The sequence below is a fragment of the Streptomyces sp. M41 genome (assembly GCF_043673425.1).
Classification (GTDB): Bacteria; Actinomycetota; Actinomycetes; order Streptomycetales; family Streptomycetaceae; genus Streptomyces.
Genome location: NZ_JBIMKE010000006.1, coordinates 142,626 through 162,889 on the forward strand (window position 1 = coordinate 142,626; position 20,264 = coordinate 162,889).

The following is a 20,264-nucleotide window of genomic DNA, read 5'->3' on the forward strand; positions in this document are numbered from 1 at the left end:
CGCCGCCCCTTAGTGCCGCAGGCCCGCCCGATCCCCCATCACCACGACGGGACGGCGCCCGGGATCGAGCGTGCGCAGCAGGTACCTCATCGCCGATTCGGACAGACTGACGCAGGCCGAGGTGCCGCTGCCGTGGTCCATGTGCAGCCAGATCCCGCCACCCTTGGCCGCACCCTGGGGGCGGCTGGGATCATTGGGCGGGGTGCCCCTGACGCGGTTGTAGTCGATGGCGATGACGTAATCGAAGTCGTGCCAGTGCGACTTCGCCCACCGGCGCGGCGCGAAGGCGGCCGACCTCGTGTACGGCAGCCTCGACCCGGGGTTCTTCAGTACGCCGCCCGCGTCGCTCAACGTGAATACGCCGACGGGACTGCGGTTGTCGCCCTCGCGGTGGTCCGTGGTCCAGCCCTTCTTGCCGTTGTGCGCGGGCCAGCTGCGGACGCGGACCCAGGCGGAGCCGTCCCCGGTGGAGCCATCCTTGGTGTAGAGCACGACGGTGGCGTTCGGGGAGTCCTTGGCATGGCCGTAGACGGCGACGACCTGCCGGGAATCGGAGGGGATACGGCGCTGCCAGCGGTCGGACAGGCCCGGGATGTGGGTCGGATCCTCGGGGACGGCCGGGCTCGTGCGCGCGCTCCTGCCGACGCCCGCGCCACCGCCGCCCCGCCCGGTACCGTCGCGCTCGCCGCCGCCGCAGGCGGTCAGTGCCGTGAGAGCCGTGAGAGCCGTGAGAGCCGTCAGGAAGGTTGTGAGGGCCACCGTCGCGACCGTGGCCGGTCGTACCCCGCCGCCGTTGCGCATCGCCCCATGGTCGCACCGCACCAGGGGCCGCGGCCGTAGCGACAGCGGGATCGGCCACCGGCCGGTACCGCGCCGGGCCGTTCGCCCGGGCCGGGGTAGCCAACCGGACATATGCCGCACGGTCCCGGCCCGGGAGCCGGATCTGTGCGGCGCACCGAAAAACCGTTTGCGTCCGGACACGCTGCGACGCGAACCTGTCACGGTTTGCTGCCGCCGTGCACGTCCGTTCCGCGCACCGTCCGTTCCGCGCACCGTCGTACCGCAGACCGTCCGTACCGCGCACGCTCCTCCCGCACACCAGGCAGCCGACCCCCTCTCCTTCATCCCTCATCCCTCAACTGACACGAGCCACTGGGACGTCATGCAGATCCAAGACCTTCCATATCCCGACCCAGGCGTGCCGGACGCACGTTCGGGTCCCCGATTCCTGTGGTGGCTCTTCCGGAACCAGCTGGACGGGCAGCTGAAGTCCCTGGCCTGGGGGCTGTTGCACTTCCTGTCCGTCTCCGCGCTGCCGTTCTGCGTAGGCGTCGCCGTACAGGCCGTCGTCGACCGCTCCGGTGAGCAACTCGCCCTGGCAGGCGGCCTGTTGCTCCTGTGCTGCGCCGGAAACGCGCTCGGCGACACCTTCCTGCACCGCACCGCCGTCACCAACTGGATCACGGCAGCCGCCCGCGTCCAGCAGGTACTGGCCCGCAAGGCGGCGCAGCTGGGCTCGGCTCTGACCCGACGCGTCGCTGCCGGTGAGGTCGTGGCCGTCTCCACCGGTGACGTCGAGAAGATCGGCTGGTTCGTCGAGGCCTGGTCACGGTTCATGGCGGCGGCGCTCACCCTCGTACTGGTCACCATCGGTCTGGTCGTCTACCAGCCGGCGCTCGGTGTGATCGTCGCCGTGGGTCTGCCCGTGCTGGCGATCGCCGTGCTGCCGCTGCTGCCCCGGGCGACCAGACGGGCCGACTTCCAGCGCGAGAAGGCCGGCCGCGCCACCGAACTGGCCTCGGACACCGTCGCCGGCCTGCGTGTCCTGCGCGGCATCGGCGGTGAGGAACTCTTCCTCGACCGCTATCGCAGCGCCTCCCAGGAGGTGCGCCACGCGGCCGTGCGCAGCGCCCGGATGTGGGCCCTGATCTCCGCGATCCAGGTACTGATGCCGGGGCTGTTGCTCATCGCGGTGGTCTGGTACGGCGTCCATCTGGCCCGCCAGGGCCGGGTCACCATCGGCGAACTGGTCACCGTCTACAGCTCGATCATGATCCTCACCTACCCGTTGCGGCACTTCGAAGAGATCGCGATGGCCTACTCCTTCTCGCGCCCCTCGGCGCGACGGGCTGCCCGCGTGCTGGCTCTGGAGCGGCCCACGAACATCGAGGGATCACGCGAGGCCGCCGACCTGCCGTCCGGTGATCTGTACGACCCGGCGACCGGTCTGCTCGCCCCCTCCGGCCGCCTCACCGCCGTGGTCTGCGGCGACCCCGACGCGGCCGGACGACTGGCCGAACGGCTCGGCGGACACGCCACGCAGGAGGGTACTTCGGTGCTGCTGGGCGGCGTCCCGCTGGACGAGTTGCCACTGGACCGGGCGCGTACGGCCGTCCTCGTGCAGGACAAGGACCCGGTACTCCTCTCCGGCACGCTGCGCGAACTCCTCGACGTGCCCCGGTCGGGTGCCGTCGATGCCGAGCAGGCGTTGGCCGCTGCGCAGTGCGAGGACGTCCTCGCCGCGCTGTCCCAGGGTTCGCTCGACACCGACGACCCGATGGAGGTGCGCGTCACCGAACGCGGCCGGTCCCTGTCCGGCGGCCAGCGCCAGCGGCTCGCACTCGCCCGGTCGCTGATCACCGACCCGGAGGTGCTCGTCCTGGACGAGCCGACGTCGGCGGTCGACTCGCACACGGAGGCACGGATCGCACGCGGTGTGCAGAACCTGCGAAGGGGGCGCACGACCGTGGTGTTCACTTCCTCCCCGCTGCTCCTGGACCGCGCCGAACGGGTCGTACTCGTCCACGAGGGCAAGGTCGCGGCGACAGGCGTGCACCGGGAACTCGTGCACGGCGAACCGCGGTACCGGGCCGTCGTGACCCGGGAGACCGAGGAGGAGGAGACCGCGCCGCGCGACGAAGCACCGAAGTACCCGAGCGCGCCGAAGGGGCTGAGTGAGCTCAATGAGCTCGGAGAACTGGACGAGCTCGACGAACTGGACGAGCTCGACGAACTGAAGGAACTGGAAGAAATCGAGGAATCAGCATGATCGGCGTGGCGCCACCGGCGTACGACCCGGCGGCCCCGACGACGGCGAACACCCTGCCGGTCGGCGCCCCCGCCACCGTACGCGCCTACGTGATCGAGCTGTTCCGTCGGCACCGCCGTGCCTTCCTGCTGCTGATCATCGTCAACACTGTCGCCGTGGTGGCCTCGATGGTTGGACCCTGGCTGCTCGGCGGGCTCGTGGAACGGGTCTCGGACATCGACGGCGGAGGGGTCGGCTCGCAGGACCTCCATCTGGAGCTCACCGTCGCCCTGTTCGTGGCCGCTCTCGTCGTCCAAGCCGTGTTCGTACGGCAGGTCCGGCTGCGCGGCGCGATGCTCGGTGAGCGGATGCTGGCCGACCTGCGCGAGGACTTCCTCGTCCGGTCGGTCGGGCTGCCTCCCGGCGTCCTGGAACGAGCCGGCACCGGCGACCTGCTCTCCCGGATCACGACCGACATCGACCGGCTGGCCAACGCGATGCGCGAGGCGGTGCCCCAGCTGGCCATCGGTGTGGTGTGGGCGGTCCTGCTGCTGGGCGGCCTCGTCGTCACCGCGCCACCGCTCGCCGCGGCCGTGCTGGTGGCCGTGCCGCTGCTGGTGGCCGGCTGCCGCTGGTACTTCAAGCGGGCGCCCGCCGCTTACCGCTCGGAGGCCGCCGGATACGCCTCCGTGGCCGCCGCGCTCGCCGAGACCGTGGACGCCGGCCACACCGTCGAGGCCCACCGCCTCGGTGACCGCCGGGTGGAGCTGTCCGAGCTGCGGATCAAGCAGTGGACGGCCTGGGAGCGCTACACGCTGTGGCTGCGGTCGGTGCTCTTCCCGGTCATCAACATCACCCATGTGACCGTCCTTTCCTCCGTACTGATGATCGGCGGGGTGTTCGTCCTGAAGGGCTGGATCGGAGTCGGTCAGCTCACGACGGGCGCGCTGATCGCGCAGATGCTCGTGGACCCGGTCGGACTCATCCTTCGCTGGTACGACGAGCTCCAGGTGGCCCAGGTGTCGCTGGCCCGGCTGGTCGGGGTCCGGGACATCGAGCCCGAGGCCGGGGACAGCCGGCTGACACCCGAGGGCCACGACGTGCAAGCCGACCGGGTGCACTTCGGCTACCTGGAGGGTGTGGACGTCTTGCGCAAGGTCTCCCTGGAGGTCTCGCCCGGCACCCGGCTGGCGCTGGTCGGCCCGTCGGGGGCGGGCAAGTCCACGCTGGGCCGATTGCTCGCCGGCATCTATGCGCCCCGCGAGGGCCGGATCACCCTCGGCGGCGCCGAACTGTCCCGCATGACCGCCGAGCGCGTCCGCTCGCACGTGGCCCTGGTCAACCAGGAGCACCATGTGTTCGTCGGCTCCCTTCGCGACAACCTGCTCCTCGCCCGCACCGACGCGAGCGACGCCGAGCTGTGGGCGGCGCTGGGCGCGGTCGACGCGGACGCGTGGGCCCGTGCGCTCGACGACGGTCTCGACACGGAGGTCGGATCGGGCGGGTTCGCGCTCACCCCGGCCCAGGCCCAGCAGATCGCGCTGGCCCGTCTGGTACTGGCCGACCCGCACACGCTGGTCCTGGACGAGGCGACCTCGCTCCTCGACCCACGCGCGGCCCGCCATCTGGAACGGTCCCTCGCCCGCGTCCTCGACGGCCGCACCGTGGTCGCCATCGCCCACCGCCTCCACACCGCCCACGATGCCGATGTCATCGCCGTCGTGGAGAACGGCCGGATCAGCGAGCTGGGCAGCCACGACGACCTGGTGTCCGCCGGCGGCGCGTACGCGGCGCTGTGGCGGTCCTGGCACGGGTGAGTGACCCGTGGGGGGGGGAGTGGGTGGGTCGATGACGGTCGGCTGGTCGCACCCTGCCGCCCACCCGGCCTCACCCCCTCCCGCCTTCCCGCCTCCCGCCTTCCCGCCCGGTCGAGGGGGCGGGCGACGGGCTCGGGGACCCCGGGTGGGACCCGTGCCGTCGCCGGGGGACGCAAGGTCGCTGGTACTGCAAGTACTGCAAGCGGGCGGGGTTGCGGATAACCGGCCTCCGTGCCATGTCGCCGGGGCACGCGCGTCCCTGCCCGTCGTGCAGAAGCCGGTGGTCCAGTCCGCGGCGCCGTGGCGTGCCCCTGCCGCTGACGCCCCTCGCCGGCCTCTGCCGCGACCTCCTGCCTGCCCGCGCCCACGGCCCTGAACCGCCCCCGCGGCACCTGCGCACCCCTGCCGTCGCTCCGGTCCGGCCCCGTGCCGTTGCGCCGGGGCGAAGAGGGGTGGAAGGCTGGAAAGCGGCACCGGTTCGGGGAGCACCCGGGAAGCATGCGATCGAAGCCGGGTGCGGCCTGTGCCCCCGCATCGCGGCGGCCCGCCTTCCGCGGTGAGTACGGGCCCGTCCCCAGCACCTGGAGGTACCCGTGAACAGCGCCGACGGATGGGGGGACGACGTCTACCAGCCCGACGCGGACGATCAACGCGAGGACACGGGGCTGCTCGACGCGGAGGACACTCTGGAGAACGACGGCGTCGACGACCCCCTGGACCGGGGCTGGTCCCCTCCGGAGCGACCATGGGCGGTGGAGCACACCGGGGTCACGGCCGCCGAGCGGCACCAGGGCGAGACCCTCGACCAACGGCTCGCCGAGGAGCTGCCCGACACGATTCCCCCCGACGGCGACGGCCTCGGCGACGCCGAGGGCACCGACGGGGAGCTCCTCGACAACGAGGTCGGCGCCATGCGCTCGGGCCGCCTGGTCGCGCCCGACGAAGGGGCTCACGAGGACGAGGAGAGCGCGCTCGTCGCGACGGACGTGGGCATCGACGGCGCCGCCGCGTCCGCCGAGGAGGCCGCCGTGCACATCGTCGACGAGGACGCGCTGTCCGGCTGACCGCACGGCCCGGCGCGATGCGGTTCGCGCGCCTTGCGTCCCATGCCTTCGGTACTCGTCCGTGCCGTGACAGGAGGAGTTCGCATGCAGCAGGACAAGCACCCCGACTACCGCCCGGTCGTCTTCCGCGACCGCGCCGCCGGCTACGCGTTCCTCACCCGGTCCACTGCGAGCAGCGACCAGACCATCGAGTGGGACGACGGCGAGACCTATCCCGTCGTGGATGTCGAGATCTCCTCGGAGAGCCACCCCTTCTACACCGGCAAGGCCCGCACGGTGGACTCCGAGGGCCGCGTCGCCGCTTTCGAGCGCCGCTACCGCGGTGGAGCGGGCGGCCAGGGCGACTGACCGGGCTGTCACGTCCGGCCCCCGGAGCCTGCCGGGACCCGGACGTCCCCGCCCGCTCAGCGAACGCCCCCGCCGGCTCAGATGACGTTGAGTGCCGCCGCGCAGCCCAGTCCGCCGAGCACCATGAACACCGGCATCAGCACCTTCAGCTCGACCCAGCTGCCCGCCCGGAACCGCATGGCCTTGGGCGGCCCTATCGGGTACCAGCGCTTGCGGCCCACCGGAATCGGCCACAGGATCGGGCACCCGGACACCGTCAACGCGTCCCCGATGTCGTGCACCAGCGCGCCCAGGACGATCGGCAGCCCCAGCCACAGATACTCCTGGCCCGGCGCCGTGAACAGCCAGTCCGAGCCGTTGCCCGGCTTGTCCAGGACGCCGGCGAGGATCCATGAGCTGGTCGCGGCGAGCAGCCACACCAGGACATCGGCGCTGGCGCCACGGGTCGCACGCCACAGCAGGCCCTCGATGGCCAGCACCAGGTGTGCGAAGAGGATCGCCAGCACCGCCCAACGGCCCCCGGTGATCGCCAGGACGGAGGCACCCCCGCCGATCAGGACCGCCCACACCCAGGTGTGCGTGAGCGTGCGGTGTCCGCCGGAGCGACGCGGGTCGCCCTGCTTCTTCGTCGCCTTGTAGACGGCGTACGACAACTTGTCGACGATCTCGCAGAGCCAGCGCGACAGCGGACCGAACGCCCGCGAGATGGTCGCCGCCTTGTGATCGAGGTCCGGGGCGAGGGCCGCGCCGGCACAGATCAACGCACCGGAAAGCAGGACAGGCCAGGGCATTCCGTGACCGGCAGCAGCGGTGGCCGCTCCCACGCCGAGCCAGGCGGCGGCCCCCGACAGTGAGTGTGCTGGTCCCATCATCGCCGTTGCCCGCCCCATTCCTCGTGTGCCGCTGTCCAGTTGACCCGGTTCGTCGACCTGCCGTCGGCGACACAGCGTAGCGTTCGCGATCTTCGTGCCCGCAGCCGATTCCCCCATGGGCGACAAGGCCAGGCAAGATGGGTGGGTGACCCTCATCGATCATCTGCCGACGACCGCCGATCCCGACGCCCTCTACGAAGCCTTCGAGTCCTGGGCCGACGAGCGGGGCCTCACTCTCTACTCCCACCAGGAGGAGGCGCTGATCGAGGTGGTCTCCGGCGCGAATGTGATCGTCTCGACGCCCACCGGCTCCGGGAAGAGCATGATCGCCGCGGGCGCCCATTTCGCCGCCCTGGCCCGGGACGAGGTCACCTTCTACACCGCTCCGATCAAGGCCCTCGTCTCGGAGAAGTTCTTCGAGCTCTGCAAGCTCTTCGGCACGGAGAACGTCGGCATGCTGACCGGCGACGCCTCCGTCAACGCCGACGCCCCCGTCATCTGCTGCACCGCCGAGGTCCTCGCGTCGATCGCGCTGCGCGACGGCAAGAACGCGGACGTCGGTCAGGTCGTGATGGACGAGTTCCACTTCTACGCGGAGGGGGACCGGGGCTGGGCCTGGCAGATCCCCATTCTGGAGCTGCCCCAGGCGCAGTTCATCCTGATGTCGGCGACGCTCGGCGACGTCTCGATGTTCGAGAAGGACCTCACCCGGCGCACCGGCCGCCCCACGTCGGTGGTCCGCTCGGCGACCCGCCCCGTGCCGCTCTCCTACGACTACCGGCTCACCCCACTCACCGAGACGCTCACCGAACTGCTGGAGACCAGGCAGGCGCCGGTCTACATCGTGCACTTCACACAGGCGCAGGCCGTGGAGCGGGCGCAGGCGCTGATGAGCATCAACATGTGCTCGCGCGAGGAGAAGGACCAGATCGCCGAGCTGATCGGCAACTTCCGGTTCACCACCAAGTTCGGCCGCAATCTCTCCCGTTACGTGCGGCACGGCATCGGTGTCCATCACGCCGGCATGCTGCCGAAGTACCGCCGCCTGGTGGAGAAGCTCGCCCAGGCCGGACTGCTGAAGGTCATCTGTGGCACGGACACGCTCGGCGTGGGCGTCAACGTCCCCATTCGTACAGTGCTGTTCACGGCACTGACCAAGTACGACGGCAGCCGTGTCCGTACGCTGCGCGCCCGCGAGTTCCACCAGATCGCCGGGCGGGCCGGGCGGGCCGGATTCGACACGGCGGGCTTCGTCGTGGCGCAGGCTCCCGAGCACGTCATCGAGAACGAGAAGGCACTGGCGAAGGCCGGCGACGACCCGAAGAAGCGTCGCAAGGTCGTTCGCAAGAAGGCACCCGAGGGGTTCGTCGGCTGGACGGAGAACACCTTCGAGAAGCTCATCGCCTCCGAGCCGGAGCCGCTGACGTCCCGCTTCCGGGTGACGCACACCATGCTGCTGTCGGTGATCGCCCGCCCCGGCAACGCATTCGAGGCGATGCGGCATCTGCTTGAGGACAACCACGAGCCGCGCAAGCAGCAGCTGCGGCACATCCGGCGCGCGATCGCGATCTACCGCTCGCTGCTGGACGGCGGCATCGTCGAGAAGCTCGACGAGCCGGACGCCACCGGCCGTATCGTCCGTCTCACCGTGGACCTCCAGCAGGACTTCGCGCTCAACCAGCCGCTGTCCACCTTCGCCCTGGCCGCGTTCGAACTGCTGGACCCGGAGTCGCCTTCCTACGCCCTGGACATGGTGTCCGTCGTCGAGTCCACCCTGGACGACCCGCGGCAGATCCTCGTCGCCCAGCAGAACAAGGCGAAGGGCGAGGCCGTCGCCGCGATGAAGGCGGACGGCGTCGAGTACGAGGAGCGCATGGAGCGCCTCCAGGACATCACGTACCCGAAGCCCCTGGAGGAGCTGCTCTTCCACGCGTACAACACGTACCGCAAGAGCCACCCCTGGGTCGGCGACCATCCGCTGTCGCCGAAGTCCGTGATCCGTGACATGTACGAACGGGCCATGTCCTTCACGGAGCTGGTGTCCTTCTACGAGCTGGCCCGCACCGAGGGCATCGTGCTGCGCTACCTCGCCGGCGCCTTCAAGACCCTCGACCACAACATCCCCGACGATCTGAAGTCCGAGGACCTTCAGGATCTGATCGAGTGGCTCGGTGAGATGGTGCGCCAGGTCGACTCCAGCCTGCTCGACGAGTGGGAGCAGCTCGCCAACCCGGAGGAGATGACCGCCGAGGAGGCCCAGGAGAAGGCCGACGAGGTCAAGCCGGTCACGACCAACGCGCGTGCCTTCCGCGTCCTCGTCCGCAACGCCATGTTCCGTCGTGTCGAACTCGCCGCGCTCGACCAGGTCGAGGAGCTGGGCGAGTTGGACGCCGAAGCCGGCTGGGACGCCGACGCCTGGGGCGAGGCCATGGACAAGTACTGGGACGAGTACGACGACCTCGGTACCGGCCCGAACGCCCGTGGTCCCAAGCTTCTGGTGATCGAGGAGGAGCCGGCGAACCGGCTGTGGCGGGTCCGCCAGATCTTCGACGACCCGAACGGCGACCATGACTGGGGCATCAGCGCGGAGATCGACCTCGCCGCCTCCGATGCGGAGGGCCGCGCGGTGGTCCGTGTCACCGACGTAGGCCAGCTGTGAGCACAGGAGAAGCCCACCCATGACGACGAACCCGGCCGAGAGACTCGTCGACCTGCTCGACCTGGAGCAGATCGAGGTCAACATCTTCCGTGGCCGCAGCCCGCAGGAGTCCCTGCAACGGGTCTTCGGCGGCCAGGTGGCCGGCCAGGCGCTGGTCGCCGCCGGGCGCACCACCGACGGCGAGCGTCCCGTGCACTCGCTGCACGCGTACTTCCTGCGCCCGGGACGGCCGGGGGTGCCGATCGTGTACCAGGTCGAACGGGTGCGGGACGGCAGGTCGTTCACGACGCGCCGGGTCACCGCGGTGCAGCAGGGCCGCACGATCTTCAATCTCACCGCCTCCTTCCACAAACCTGAACAGGGGAGCTTCGAGCATCAGCTGCCGCCGGCCCGCAAGATTCCGGACCCGGAATCGCTGCCGACGGTGACCGATGAGATCCGGGAGCATCTCGGGGCACTGCCCGAGCAGTTGGAGCGGATGGCCCGGCGGCAGCCGTTCGACATCCGCTATGTCGACCGGCTGCGCTGGTCCAAGGACGAGGTCGAGGGCGCCGAGCCGCGCAGCGCGGTGTGGATGCGCGCGGTGGGGCCGCTGGGTGACGATCCGCTCGTGCACACCTGCGCGCTCACCTACGCCAGCGACATGACCCTTCTGGACGCCGTCCGCATCCCGGTGGAACCGCTGTGGGGTCCTCGGGGCTTCGACATGGCGTCGCTGGACCACGCCATGTGGTTCCACCGGCCCTTCCGCGCGGACGAGTGGTTCCTGTACGACCAGGAGTCACCGATCGCGACGGGCGGGCGGGGCCTCGCCCGTGGGCGGATCTACGACCTGGAGGGCCGGCTGCTGGTGTCGGTCGTGCAGGAGGGGCTGTTCAGGGCGCTGTGACCCTGGGGCTTCTGCGCCGCAGCCATCCCAGCAGCCCTCGTGACGCTGCCGGCTCCCGCGGCCCGGGCGATCCGGGCAGTGCCGGATGGGCGGGGGCCGGGAACCGGTGCGCTGTGGGGCGCGGCGCGGGCCGCCACTCGCGCGCCTCCTCCAGCACCCCCATGAGGTCGGCCCGCAGCAGACCGATCTCGTCCGGGTCGTCCGCCGTCATGATCCTCTCGGCGATGTGCGCGGCGGGCGAGCCCGGTGCCCCGGCCGCGGGTGGTTCCGGCCGGAAGCGGTTGAGATGCGAGCGGTCATACGGGTCGGGCACGATCTCCGCGATCTGCACGGGATCGAGGAACGCGGCCAGCACCCCGGCGCTCTCCCACGGGCCCTCGGCTTGACGCAGCAGGAATCCCCGATGCCGTCCGCGCCAGTTGCGCGGACGCAGATCCACGCCTGTGTCCAGGATGCGGCGCAGTTCCTCGGGCATGCGACGGGCGTTGAGCAGTGCGGCGTTCCGTTCGTCGGCGGCGAACTGCTTCAGCTCCTCGGCCAGATAGAGCCAGACCAGGGCCCGGTAGCGGTTCAGGTACCACTTCACCGGCGTCACCAGCCCGAGGCGTGCGAGCCGTGTGAAGCGGCCGACGGGCACCTTCATGAGGCCGGCACCCTCCGATGTGCCCGCGACTTTCACCCTCTCCTGCAACGAGGCGGGGAAGCCGGTGCTCGCACCGACCCGATCGATCTCGGAGCTGGGGACGCGCCGGCCTCCGCCGCCTTCGTCGGGCACGGTCCGAACGAGCCCGAGGTGGATCGCCAGGTCCAACTCGCCCCGCTTCAGTCCCAGTTCGCGTGCCGCGCGGCTGAGTGTGCAGGAAGGCTGGTGCGGCTTGGTGATGGTGTCGCCCGTCATGGTCGATCTCCCCCGTGGAGTCAGTCGCTCACGCTGAGTGCGCTCGCCGTGACAAAACCGTAGCCGGTCCGGCGTATCGCGCGACGAGCCTGTGGATAACTCCACCGGGGCTGAAGAATCAGCAGGTCAGAGTTCCCTGAGAGGTGCCCTTTCGGGCCGGCGGGCGTCCACGTCGAGGTGTTCGCCGACCCGGTTGACGAGCAGGGTCATCTCGTAGGCGATCTGCCCGATGTCGACTTCCGCGCCGCTGAGCACGCACAGGCAGCTTCCGGTGCCGGCCGCGGTGACGAACAGCACCGCGTCGTCGAACTCCACCATCGTCTGGCGTACCCCGCCCGCGCCGAAGTGTCGTCCCGACCCCTTGGCCAGGCTGTGCAGTCCGGACGAGACGGCGGCGAGATGCTCAGCGTCCTCGCGTCGCAGTCCCGTACTCGCCCCGGTCACAAGACCGTCGTTGGACAACACCAACGCATGCCGCACATGATCGACGCGCTTGGTCAGGTCGTCGAGCAACCAGCCAAGTCCCTGGTTCTGCGCCATGGTCCGTTCTCCCCGTGTAGATGTCTCCCCCTGCGCAGGAGGATCTCTTCGTCACCCTTCCCGACGATCCGGCCGTGGGCAAGGAGGATGGAGGCATGGCGAAGAAGATGACCGATGAGGAATGGCGGGCGTTCGTCTCGCACGGCACACGCACCGGAAAACTGTCGCTCGTCCGGGCCGACGGCAGTCCGCATGTCACGCCGATCTGGTTCGTGCTCGACGGGGACGAGGTGGTGTTCAACACCGGCAAGTCGAGTGTGAAGGGGCGCAGTCTCGTCCGTGACGGCCGGGTGGCCCTGTGCGTGGACGACGACCGGCCGCCGTACGCCTTCGTGGTTGTGCGGGGTCGCGCCCGGGTCTCTGAGGATCTGGCGGAGTTGAGGCACTGGGCCGGACGTATCGGGGCCCGGTACATGGGTGAGGAGCGCGCGGAGGAGTTCGGGGCCCGCAACGGCGTTCCGGGTGAACTCCTCGTCCGCGTCAGAATCGAGAAGGTGCTGGCGGAGAGCGGCGTCGCGGACTGAGAGCGGTCCGGGCGCGGTTGGCGCAGGATGTCGGCGGTAGTCGAAAACCGGTCAGCCCACGGAGTCGAGCAGCCGGGCGGTGTGCATACGCCCGGCGTACTCGACGAGCCGGATCAGCACCTCCTTGCCCGAGTCGCGGTCCCGGGCGTCGCAGAGCACCACCGGTGTGCCGCGGTCCAGGTCGAGTGCGCGTGAGACGTCCTGTGCGCCGTACGTCCTGGCCCCCGCGAAACAGTTGACGGCCACGACGAACGGGATGTGCCGGTGCTCGAAGTAGTCCACTGCGGGGAAGCAGTCCTCCAGGCGCCGGGTGTCGGCGAGGACCACCGCGCCGAGGGCGCCCTGAGACAGCTCGTCCCAGAGGAACCAGAAGCGGTCCTGGCCCGGGGTGCCGAAGAGGTAGAGCGACAGGCCGGAGCGGATGGTGATGCGGCCGAAGTCCATGGCGACGGTCGTGGTGACCTTCTGGTCCACGCCGTCCGTGTCGTCGACCAACTGCCCTGCCTCACTCAGCAGTTCCTCGGTGCGCAGCGGCCGGATCTCACTGACCGCGCCCACCAGGGTGGTCTTGCCCACGCCGAACCCGCCGGCGACAAGTATCTTCAACGCCAGGGCGGACGTGTCGCCGCCGGATGCGTCGGGGTGCTCGGAGACCATCGATCACTTCTCTCTGGATCTGGAATGTCAACTACAGAGCCCGCAGTCCTTCGATCACTTCGCGCAGGATCCGTTCGTCGGGAAGCTGTGCGGGCGGTACCGGACGGCTGACCGTGACGCGGCCCAGTTCCAGGAGGTCGCCGAGGAGCACCCTGACGACCCCCACGGGCAGATCGGCTCCCGCGGCGAGTTCCGCGACCGACTGCGTCTCCGTACGGCACAGCTCGACGAGGGCCCGGTGTTCCGGGCCGAGCGCGGCGCCGTCGTCGGCACCTGAGGCCGCGGCGTCCAGGGTGACGAGGGCGATCAGGTCGAAACGCACCCCGGTGGGGCCGGGTCTCGTACGTCCGCCCGTCATGGCGTACGGGCGGACCAGTGGCCCCGCCTCGCTGTCGTACCACTGACTGCCCTGCTCGCGCGGGGCGTCCGCCGTGTCCTCGGTCATGAGCGCGGACCGCCTTTCCGGCTCATCTCGCGGCGGGCGGTCGTGCCGTGGCGCGCGGCGGTGTGTAGAGATGCTCGCCGACGCGTTTGACCAGGCGGGCCATCTCGTACGCCACGAGTCCGATGTCGGCGGTCACGGCGGTGAGCAAGGCGAGGCAGGAGCCGTCGCCCGCGGCGGCGACGAACAGGAATGCCTCATCCATCTCGACCATGGTCTGTCGCACGCCGCCGGCGCCGAAGTGCCGGCCCGCGCCCTTGGCCAGGCTGTGGAATCCGGAGGCGACGGCGGCGAGGTGTTCGGCGTCCTCACGGCGGAGGTCGGACGAGGCTCCTACGGCGAGGCCGTCGTTGGACAGCACCACGGCGTGCCGCACCTCGCGTACCCGCAGCACCAGGTCGTCCAGCAGCCAGTCGAGTTCGCCGGACCGCTGGGCGGCCCTCATGCTCGGATCCGGGATCATGCAAGGTCTCCTTCGCTGCTGTCGCTGCGCGCGGTGGAATCGGGGGTGGGGCCGCGACCGGGTCGCCTGCCGCCGCCGCGCGCCCAGCCGTCCCGGTATGCCGCCATGCGGTCCCTGACGAGCTCAGGGGTGCGCCGGTCGTCGTCCTGGGAGGCGGCGGTTCCCGAGGGCTCCTCGGGTCGTCCCTCGCGGAGTTGAGGTGCGAGGGACGCCTGCCGTACGCGGCGTGGCAGGTCGTCGGAGGCTTCGGAGTCGTCCGGGGGGCGGTGCAGGCGCAAGGTGGTGACTCCGGGAGGTGGGGTGTCGGTCGTGGTCCTGGCCGCGGCCGGCACGGGAGCCACGAGGGCGGGCCGGTCGGCGACCGCGTGGACGGGTTCCTGGTGCCGCTCGGCGGCGGGCACGCGCGCGTAGTCGCGTTCGGTGGGCTGTTCGGGGATCGCCGTGCCGTCGGCGGAACGTTCCGCCGTGGCGTTGTGCAGCAGGGCGGTGGGCAGCAGGATGACGGCCGTGGTGCCGCCGTAGGGCGAGGTGCGCAGGTGCACCTTGATGCCGTGCCGGGCGGCGAGCCGGCTGACCACGAAGAGGCCGAGCCGGTCGCTGTCGAACAGGTCGAGCGCCTCGGACTGTTCGATGCGCCGGTTGGCCTCGACAAGGGTCTCCTTGCCCATGCCCAGGCCGCGGTCCTCGACCTCGACGGCGTAGCCGTTGCCGACGGGCTCGCCTGTGACGCGCACGCGCGTGTGCGGCGGCGAGAACTGGGCGCCGTTCTCGACGAGCTCGGCCAGCAGATGGGTGAGGTCGGCGACGGCCGCACCGATGACGGCCGCCTCGGGGAGCTGCCGCACCTCCACGCGCGCGTAGTCCTCTACTTCCGATACGGCCGCGCGCACCACATTGGTCAGGGAGACCGGCGTGCGCCAGGCACGGCCGGGCGCCGCTCCGGAGAGGATGATCAGGCTCTCGGCATGGCGGCGCATGCGCGTGGTGAGGTGGTCGAGCCGGAAGAGGTCGCTCAGTTCGTTCGGGTCGTCGGAACGCCGCTCCATGCTGTCCAGCAGGCTGAGTTGGCGGTGCACGAGGACCTGGCTGCGCCGGGCGAGGTTGACGAAGACTCCGGAGATCCCGCTGGCGAGCTCGGCGCGCTCCACGGCGGCACGCAGGGCGGCACGGTGGACGATGCCCAGGGCTTCGCCGACCTGGCCGGTCTCGTCCTCGGCCCGCGGCCCGGGGGGCGCTTCGGCCCGGACGTCGATCTCCTCACCGGAGCGCAGCTTGCGCATGGCCTCGGGGAGCTTGCGCCGTGCGATCTCCAGGGCGCTGTTGCGCAGGCTGACCAACTCGACGACGAGGCCGCGGCCGATGCGTACGGAGATCACAAGAGAGGCGGCCACGGCGGCGAGGCCGAAGAGGACCGCGGCGCCTGCCGGGGTGAGCAGGCCGCGTGTGAAGGGGTCGGCGCGCTCGGCCACATCCCGCCCGGCGTCCAGCTCGATCGCCCGCATGCCGCTCTGCACGCGCGCGTGTGCCGTGCTCCAGGTGGATTCGGCCACGGCGTCGATGGCCCGTGTGCCCGGGGCGGTGGCGAGGATCTTGTCCTCCGCGGTGGACAGGGTCGCGTAGGCGCTGCCGTCGGCGAGTCGCTGCCAGGCCGCGTGTTCGGGCCCCCGCAGGTCGGCGACGGCGGACTCGGTGAGGGTACGGCGGGTGCCGATGGCGCCGGTGAACAGCCGCAGCCGCTCGCCGTCGAGCCGCCCGGCGAGCCGTGCGCTGTCCAGCACCGCGTTCTCCTGGGCCAACGCCTCGCCCGCGCGGGCGAATTCGAGCAGCACACGTGCGTCGGATCCGACCTCGGCGTCCTGGATGCCGCTCAGCGCGCCGCCCACCGAGAACGCGGTCGCGATGGTGCTCGTATAGCGCCCGTACGCCTCGTCCCAGCCCGCCCGGTGCTCGAGCACGGCGGTTCTCAGGGTGCTGAGCTGCTCGGCACCGGTGACGAAGGCGTCCAGCCGCCGGGCCACACCGGCGGGGAGTTCCTCGCCGTCGGCGACCGTGTTGCCGTCGCCGAGCCGCAGTCGGGCCACAGCCCTGTCCGTGCCCTGCGCAAGCGTCTCGTAGTCGCCGCCCCGCACCGCGGAGGGGTGGGCCGCGTAGCGCACCGCGGCTGCGCGTTCGGACTGGAGCGCGGCGACGGCGGCGGCGACCGGCGCCCTGATGCCGGAGTCGACGCGCTGCAACTGGCGCAGCCTGGAGACGTCCTGTGCGGTGCTGACGGTGGCGAAGGCCCACAGGGCCAGGAGCGACACGACCGGCACCATCAGCAGGCAGACGATCTTGGCTCGGACGGTGCGCGGTCGCATGTGGCGGCGTTCCGCGCGCGCGGGCGGTGCGTCCGGCGCTGGGGCCGCGGGCTCCTCCGGCCCCTCGTCGGCCGGCGGCCCGGCATGGGCGCGACGGCCTCGCACGAGGGGCGGGGACGGCATCTGGGCGCCGGTTGCGGTGGTCCTACGGGGTGTACGCATGGCCTCCTCGCTCGGAAGTGGTTCGGGGCGTGCTTCCCGGACGTTCACCGGCCGGGAAGGCGCGCCGTCAGCCGGCGGCGCCCTCCACCGGCCGCTGGGCCGACGCGGAAGCCGCCCGCTCCCCCGTCGTGGGCGACAGTGCGACGAAGGCCGAGGTCAGGAAGAGGTAGGACCCAAGGCCGACGGCGAGGGGGAAGATGAACTGCATCGCCGTGGCCCCGGGCAGGACGGCGCCGGAGGGCGTGACCTGCACGCCGACCGCGAACATCCCGGTGTAGTGCATGCTGCTGACCGCCGCGCCCATGATCAGGGACGCGACGGTGACGGCGACGGGCGACTTGCTGTTGAGCGCAGCCCATAGGGCCGCGGTCGCCGCGACGACGGCGATCAGGACGGAGAGGCCGACCAGCGCGGGGTCGTAGGTGACGTCGCCGTGCAGTCGGACGGCGGCCATGCCCAGGTAGTGCATGCTCGCCACGCCGAGCCCGGTGGTGAGCCCGCCGAGGAAGAGCGCACGGGTCCGGTCGCGGCTGTAGCCGACGGCGAAGACGCCGCCGCAGACGACGGCCATGGCGACAAGGAGGCTCACGATGGTGAGCGGAACGTCGTAGCGGATGTCGGTGCCGCTGACGCTGAAGCCCAGCATGGCCACGAAGTGCATGGTCCAGATGCCGGTGCCGATCGCGGAGGCCGCGGTGACGAGCCAGTTGCGGCGCGACCGGCCGGTGGCGCCGAGCGCGCGCACGGTGCAGCGCAGTCCCAGCGCGGCGCCTGTGCAGGCCATCGCGTACGACAGCACGGGGGTCAGCCCCCCCAGGGCGGCGTGGTCCAGGTGTCCCATGGCCTCGGGACGCTAGCCGGGGCATGGGCGCACAACAGGGGCGCATTTCGAAAGCTGCTGGAATATGACGTAGTGATGCACCGGTGCGATCGCGTCACGCTCGAACGTGTGCACAGCGACGTCATCCGTGCCGGTGAGGGATCATGCGGAACATGAGCGACGACCACACACGTGTCCAGGAGTTCTTCACCGCCCGCGCCGCCGACTGGGACAGCCGTTTCCCCGACGACGGTCCCGCCTACGCGGCTGCCGCAGCCCGACTCGGGCTGCGCGAGGGGGACCGCGTGCTGGACGCCGGCTGCGGCACCGGACGCGCCCTGCCGCCCCTGCGTGCCGCCGTGGGGCCGTCGGGAGTGGTCCTGGGGGCCGATCTGACCCCGGCCATGCTGGAGGCCGCCGTACGGGCCGGACGGGGCGCGGACGGGCAGGTGCTGCTCGCCGACGTGGCCGCACTGCCGCTGCGGTCGCAGTCGCTCGACGCCGTGTTCGCGGCCGGCCTCATCGCACACCTGCCGCGCCCTGCGGAGAACCTCGAGGAGTTGGCGCGCGTGGTGCGCCCCGGCGGCACGCTCGCGCTGTTCCACCCGATCGGCAGGGCGGCACTCGCCGCACGCCAGGGCCGGCAGATCACTCCGGACGATCTGCGGGCCGAGCCCAACCTCCGTCCGCTGCTGGCCGGTTCCGGTTGGCGCATGACGTCGTACGTCGACGAGGACGAACGCTTCCTCGCGCTGGCCGTGCGCGAGTCCTGACGCTCAGTCCTGCCCGGCGACCGCGGCCACGAAGGCATCGGGGTTGTCGAACATGATGTTGTGGCCGGCGCCGGGCACGGTCACCACACGCACGCCAGCGGCCTCCAGGGTTGCTGCGCCCGCGAGTTCGCCGGTGAGCTCGCCCTGGAGGAACACGCGGTCCATCGGCAGCGCTTCAAGGATGTCGCGCATGATCGGGTCGGAGCCACGCCTCAGCCATGTGGCGCTGCGATACAGGGCCCGCGGGTCCGCCAGACGCATGGTCGACGCCCACAGGGGCCCGACGGCGTCCAGCACGCGCGCGTAGGCGCCGCCGACGAACTCCTCCTCCTCGTAGACCGTGATCCACGCGCTCCCCGCCGCGGGCGGCGGCGAGGCGTCGAGGTTGGCCTCGGTGACGATCAGCCGGGAGACGAGGTCGGGCCGACGGTGGGCGAGCACGATGGCGACGGAGCCGCCCATGCTGTGCGCGATCAGTTCGGCGCCGCTGAGCCCCGCCGCGTCCAGTGCCACCGCGAGGGCGTCGGCGTGGTCCTGCAGCCGGTACCCGAAGTCCTTGGGCCGGTCACTGATGCCGTGCCCCGGCAGGTCGACGAACAGGCTTCGCCGGCCCGCGAGTTCGGGCCGGGCCGCGATATGGGCGTGGTACACGGAGGAGGCCGCGCCCAGCCCGTGCACATACACCCGGGCGGGCTCCTCTCCCGGAGTCTCCGTCCAGCGGATGCAGCTGCCCTCGCTGTCGAACTCGGCCTGCCTCATCCCGTCCCCCTCTGGTCCCGCTGCGCCTTGAATGCTGATCGTCGGACGGCCGGCCCTCCGTCGACGTGAGGACCATATACCTCCGTAACGAGGTATTGCCAGACCGATGTATTAGCGTTCAGATGTACAGCGGCTGAGCGAGAATGTGGGCATGCTGGAGCTCACCATCCTCGGATTCCTGTACGACACCCCGCTCCACGGCTATGAGCTGCGCAAACGCATCACGGCACTGACAGGCCACGTGAAGCCGGTCGCGGAGAGCACGCTGTACCCCGCGATCAAGCGGCTGGAGAAGGCGGGCTTGCTGGCCCGGGCCACGGAGCCCGGATCGGTGGCGGCACCACGTCACGTCCTGACGCTCACCGAAGCGGGGCGCGGGGAACTGCGCCGTCGGCTCGCCGAGCCGGAACCGCGCGACATCAGCGATGAGAACAGGTGGTTCACCGTGCTCGCCTTCCTGCGCCACCTGGACGACGCGACCGCTCAGTCCGCCGTACTGAGGCGTCGGCTGGCCTTCCTGGAGGAGCCCGCCAGCTTCTTCTACGACGGTGACCGGCCGCTGCGCGCCGAGGAGCTGGACGACCCGTTCCGCAGCGGCATCCTGACCATCGCGCGGGCCACGTCGCGGGCGGAACTCACCTGGCTTCGCGAGACGGTCGCCGCACTCGACGGCTGACGCGGCGCCGTGCGCACGTGCTCAACTGCGCGGGCGCGGGTGCGGGTGCGCCTTGCCCGATCTGTGCGAGCCACCCGAAGCGCTTTACCGCGTTGCCCCCTTCTGTCGCCGCAGCTTCAACTTTAGGTTGGTTGAGGGAAGATGGTGATCAGCAAGTTCAGCCACGAGGGGGAAGGTGGTCAGCATGTGGGGCAGGCTGCGCGAGGCGGGTGCGAGATTACTTCGTTCGCTGCGTACGGAGGCCGACTCCGGCAAGGACAAGCGCACCCACAATCTGTTCGAGGCCGCCGCCGTGTATGTGTCGGCGCGCGCTGAGGACGACCAGGAGCAGCTCGACGAGGCCGCCGGCTGGGTGTCCCCGGAGGCGCTGTCGTTCGGGGTGAGTGAGCTGGCCTGCCGGGCCGTGGTCGTGCTTGCCCGGGAGCGCGACGAGTCGCCGCAGACCGTGGCCCGCTCGCTGCTCGGACTGCCGGTGGCCTGAGCCTGTGGGCAAATCGCGGTCGATTCGCCCCCGTC

General features: G+C 70.9%; 20 protein-coding genes. 10 read left to right on the forward strand and 10 right to left on the reverse strand.

Annotated features, from left to right (window positions below):
* Positions 1-9: 9 nt before the first annotated feature.
* A complete protein-coding gene (locus ACHBTE_RS10785) occupies positions 10-801 on the reverse strand; it encodes a L,D-transpeptidase family protein (RefSeq protein WP_394723416.1) in 792 nt (263 codons plus the stop codon).
* Between the two features lie 361 nt (positions 802-1,162).
* On the opposite strand from ACHBTE_RS10785, the gene ACHBTE_RS10790 reads away from it, so the two are divergent.
* The 4 genes from ACHBTE_RS10790 (at position 1,163) to ACHBTE_RS10805 (ending at position 6,257) form a co-directional block, all read left to right on the forward strand.
* A complete protein-coding gene (locus tag ACHBTE_RS10790; RefSeq protein WP_394723417.1) occupies positions 1,163-3,049 on the forward strand; it encodes an ABC transporter ATP-binding protein in 1,887 nt (628 codons plus the stop codon).
* Positions 3,046-4,845: an ABC transporter ATP-binding protein gene (locus ACHBTE_RS10795; protein WP_394723418.1), complete on the forward strand. Its 1,800-nt coding sequence runs from the start codon at positions 3,046-3,048 to the stop codon at positions 4,843-4,845. Before ACHBTE_RS10790 ends, ACHBTE_RS10795 begins: the two co-directional genes overlap by 4 nt.
* 593 nt (positions 4,846-5,438) lie before the next feature.
* A complete protein-coding gene (locus ACHBTE_RS10800; protein WP_394723420.1) occupies positions 5,439-5,909 on the forward strand; it encodes a DUF5709 domain-containing protein in 471 nt (156 codons plus the stop codon).
* Positions 5,910-5,993: 84 nt separating this feature from the next.
* The gene (locus ACHBTE_RS10805) at positions 5,994-6,257 is read left to right on the forward strand and encodes a type B 50S ribosomal protein L31 (protein ID WP_394723421.1); all 264 of its coding nucleotides are present in this window, start codon (positions 5,994-5,996) and stop codon (positions 6,255-6,257) included.
* Positions 6,258-6,334: 77 nt separating this feature from the next.
* Here ACHBTE_RS10805 and ACHBTE_RS10810 read toward each other — a convergent pair whose 3' ends face one another.
* The gene (locus ACHBTE_RS10810; RefSeq protein ID WP_394723423.1) at positions 6,335-7,129 is read right to left on the reverse strand and encodes a metal-dependent hydrolase; all 795 of its coding nucleotides are present in this window, start codon (positions 7,127-7,129) and stop codon (positions 6,335-6,337) included.
* A 145-nt stretch (positions 7,130-7,274) separates the two neighbouring features.
* Between ACHBTE_RS10810 and ACHBTE_RS10815 the strand changes: the two genes are divergently transcribed.
* Complete coding sequence (locus ACHBTE_RS10815; RefSeq protein WP_394723425.1) at positions 7,275-9,788, forward strand: DUF3516 domain-containing protein; 2,514 nt, start codon at positions 7,275-7,277, stop codon at positions 9,786-9,788.
* Positions 9,789-9,807: 19 nt separating this feature from the next.
* Positions 9,808-10,677 carry an acyl-CoA thioesterase gene (locus ACHBTE_RS10820; RefSeq protein WP_394723426.1) on the forward strand — a complete coding sequence of 290 codons (870 nt, stop codon included), beginning with the start codon at positions 9,808-9,810 and terminating at the stop codon, positions 10,675-10,677.
* On the opposite strand, the gene ACHBTE_RS10825 is transcribed toward ACHBTE_RS10820, so the two are convergent.
* Together ACHBTE_RS10825 and ACHBTE_RS10830 are read right to left on the reverse strand one after the other, a co-directional pair.
* Positions 10,664-11,575, reverse strand: coding sequence for a DUF6397 family protein (locus ACHBTE_RS10825; protein WP_394723427.1), 912 nt, complete (start codon positions 11,573-11,575; stop codon positions 10,664-10,666). The genes ACHBTE_RS10820 and ACHBTE_RS10825 overlap by 14 nt on opposite strands.
* Before the next feature lie 126 nt (positions 11,576-11,701).
* A complete protein-coding gene (locus ACHBTE_RS10830; protein ID WP_394723429.1) occupies positions 11,702-12,115 on the reverse strand; it encodes a roadblock/LC7 domain-containing protein in 414 nt (137 codons plus the stop codon).
* A gap of 95 nt (positions 12,116-12,210) precedes the next feature.
* Between ACHBTE_RS10830 and ACHBTE_RS10835 the strand changes: the two genes are divergently transcribed.
* Positions 12,211-12,639: a PPOX class F420-dependent oxidoreductase gene (locus ACHBTE_RS10835; RefSeq protein ID WP_394723430.1), complete on the forward strand. Its 429-nt coding sequence runs from the start codon at positions 12,211-12,213 to the stop codon at positions 12,637-12,639.
* A gap of 51 nt (positions 12,640-12,690) precedes the next feature.
* Here ACHBTE_RS10835 and ACHBTE_RS10840 read toward each other — a convergent pair whose 3' ends face one another.
* The 5 genes from ACHBTE_RS10840 to ACHBTE_RS10860 form a co-directional block, all read right to left on the reverse strand.
* Positions 12,691-13,296, reverse strand: coding sequence for an ATP/GTP-binding protein (locus tag ACHBTE_RS10840; RefSeq protein ID WP_394723432.1), 606 nt, complete (start codon positions 13,294-13,296; stop codon positions 12,691-12,693).
* Between the two features lie 31 nt (positions 13,297-13,327).
* Positions 13,328-13,741, reverse strand: coding sequence for a DUF742 domain-containing protein (locus tag ACHBTE_RS10845; RefSeq protein WP_394723434.1), 414 nt, complete (start codon positions 13,739-13,741; stop codon positions 13,328-13,330).
* 22 nt (positions 13,742-13,763) lie between these two features.
* Complete coding sequence (locus tag ACHBTE_RS10850; RefSeq protein WP_394723435.1) at positions 13,764-14,201, reverse strand: roadblock/LC7 domain-containing protein; 438 nt, start codon at positions 14,199-14,201, stop codon at positions 13,764-13,766.
* Positions 14,198-16,720 carry a nitrate- and nitrite sensing domain-containing protein gene (locus ACHBTE_RS10855; RefSeq protein WP_394723437.1) on the reverse strand — a complete coding sequence of 841 codons (2,523 nt, stop codon included), beginning with the start codon at positions 16,718-16,720 and terminating at the stop codon, positions 14,198-14,200. The genes ACHBTE_RS10850 and ACHBTE_RS10855 overlap by 4 nt, the downstream gene beginning before the upstream one ends.
* Before the next feature lie 67 nt (positions 16,721-16,787).
* Positions 16,788-17,561 (reverse strand): MHYT domain-containing protein, encoded by a 774-nt coding sequence (locus ACHBTE_RS10860; RefSeq protein WP_394723439.1) that lies wholly within the window; start codon positions 17,559-17,561, stop codon positions 16,788-16,790.
* Positions 17,562-17,713: 152 nt separating this feature from the next.
* On the opposite strand from ACHBTE_RS10860, the gene ACHBTE_RS10865 reads away from it, so the two are divergent.
* Entirely contained in the window at positions 17,714-18,313 is a 600-nt protein-coding gene (locus ACHBTE_RS10865) for a class I SAM-dependent methyltransferase (RefSeq protein ID WP_394723441.1), read from the forward strand.
* A gap of 3 nt (positions 18,314-18,316) precedes the next feature.
* On the opposite strand, the gene ACHBTE_RS10870 is transcribed toward ACHBTE_RS10865, so the two are convergent.
* The gene (locus ACHBTE_RS10870; protein WP_394723442.1) at positions 18,317-19,072 is read right to left on the reverse strand and encodes an alpha/beta fold hydrolase; all 756 of its coding nucleotides are present in this window, start codon (positions 19,070-19,072) and stop codon (positions 18,317-18,319) included.
* Positions 19,073-19,223: 151 nt separating this feature from the next.
* Here ACHBTE_RS10870 and ACHBTE_RS10875 point away from each other — a divergent pair, with 151 nt between their 5' ends.
* Both ACHBTE_RS10875 and ACHBTE_RS10880 read left to right on the forward strand, forming a co-directional pair.
* Positions 19,224-19,748: a PadR family transcriptional regulator gene (locus ACHBTE_RS10875; protein WP_394723444.1), complete on the forward strand. Its 525-nt coding sequence runs from the start codon at positions 19,224-19,226 to the stop codon at positions 19,746-19,748.
* 184 nt (positions 19,749-19,932) lie between these two features.
* Positions 19,933-20,229: a hypothetical protein gene (locus ACHBTE_RS10880; protein WP_394723445.1), complete on the forward strand. Its 297-nt coding sequence runs from the start codon at positions 19,933-19,935 to the stop codon at positions 20,227-20,229.
* Positions 20,230-20,264 lie beyond the last annotated feature (35 nt).

Coding starts and splice junctions, on each gene's coding strand:
- ACHBTE_RS10785 (WP_394723416.1), bottom strand. CDS start 801: ATGCGCAACGGCGGCGGGGTACGACCGGCCACGGTCGCGACGGTGGCC.
- ACHBTE_RS10790 (WP_394723417.1), top strand. CDS start 1,163: ATGCAGATCCAAGACCTTCCATATCCCGACCCAGGCGTGCCGGACGCA.
- ACHBTE_RS10795 (WP_394723418.1), top strand. CDS start 3,046: ATGATCGGCGTGGCGCCACCGGCGTACGACCCGGCGGCCCCGACGACG.
- ACHBTE_RS10805 (WP_394723421.1), top strand. CDS start 5,994: ATGCAGCAGGACAAGCACCCCGACTACCGCCCGGTCGTCTTCCGCGAC.
- ACHBTE_RS10810 (WP_394723423.1), bottom strand. CDS start 7,129: ATGATGGGACCAGCACACTCACTGTCGGGGGCCGCCGCCTGGCTCGGC.
- ACHBTE_RS10820 (WP_394723426.1), top strand. CDS start 9,808: ATGACGACGAACCCGGCCGAGAGACTCGTCGACCTGCTCGACCTGGAG.
- ACHBTE_RS10825 (WP_394723427.1), bottom strand. CDS start 11,575: ATGACGGGCGACACCATCACCAAGCCGCACCAGCCTTCCTGCACACTC.
- ACHBTE_RS10830 (WP_394723429.1), bottom strand. CDS start 12,115: ATGGCGCAGAACCAGGGACTTGGCTGGTTGCTCGACGACCTGACCAAG.
- ACHBTE_RS10835 (WP_394723430.1), top strand. CDS start 12,211: ATGGCGAAGAAGATGACCGATGAGGAATGGCGGGCGTTCGTCTCGCAC.
- ACHBTE_RS10840 (WP_394723432.1), bottom strand. CDS start 13,296: ATGGTCTCCGAGCACCCCGACGCATCCGGCGGCGACACGTCCGCCCTG.
- ACHBTE_RS10845 (WP_394723434.1), bottom strand. CDS start 13,741: ATGACCGAGGACACGGCGGACGCCCCGCGCGAGCAGGGCAGTCAGTGG.
- ACHBTE_RS10850 (WP_394723435.1), bottom strand. CDS start 14,201: ATGATCCCGGATCCGAGCATGAGGGCCGCCCAGCGGTCCGGCGAACTC.
- ACHBTE_RS10855 (WP_394723437.1), bottom strand. CDS start 16,720: ATGCGTACACCCCGTAGGACCACCGCAACCGGCGCCCAGATGCCGTCC.
- ACHBTE_RS10860 (WP_394723439.1), bottom strand. CDS start 17,561: ATGGGACACCTGGACCACGCCGCCCTGGGGGGGCTGACCCCCGTGCTG.
- ACHBTE_RS10865 (WP_394723441.1), top strand. CDS start 17,714: ATGAGCGACGACCACACACGTGTCCAGGAGTTCTTCACCGCCCGCGCC.
- ACHBTE_RS10870 (WP_394723442.1), bottom strand. CDS start 19,072: ATGAGGCAGGCCGAGTTCGACAGCGAGGGCAGCTGCATCCGCTGGACG.
- ACHBTE_RS10875 (WP_394723444.1), top strand. CDS start 19,224: ATGCTGGAGCTCACCATCCTCGGATTCCTGTACGACACCCCGCTCCAC.
- ACHBTE_RS10880 (WP_394723445.1), top strand. CDS start 19,933: ATGTGGGGCAGGCTGCGCGAGGCGGGTGCGAGATTACTTCGTTCGCTG.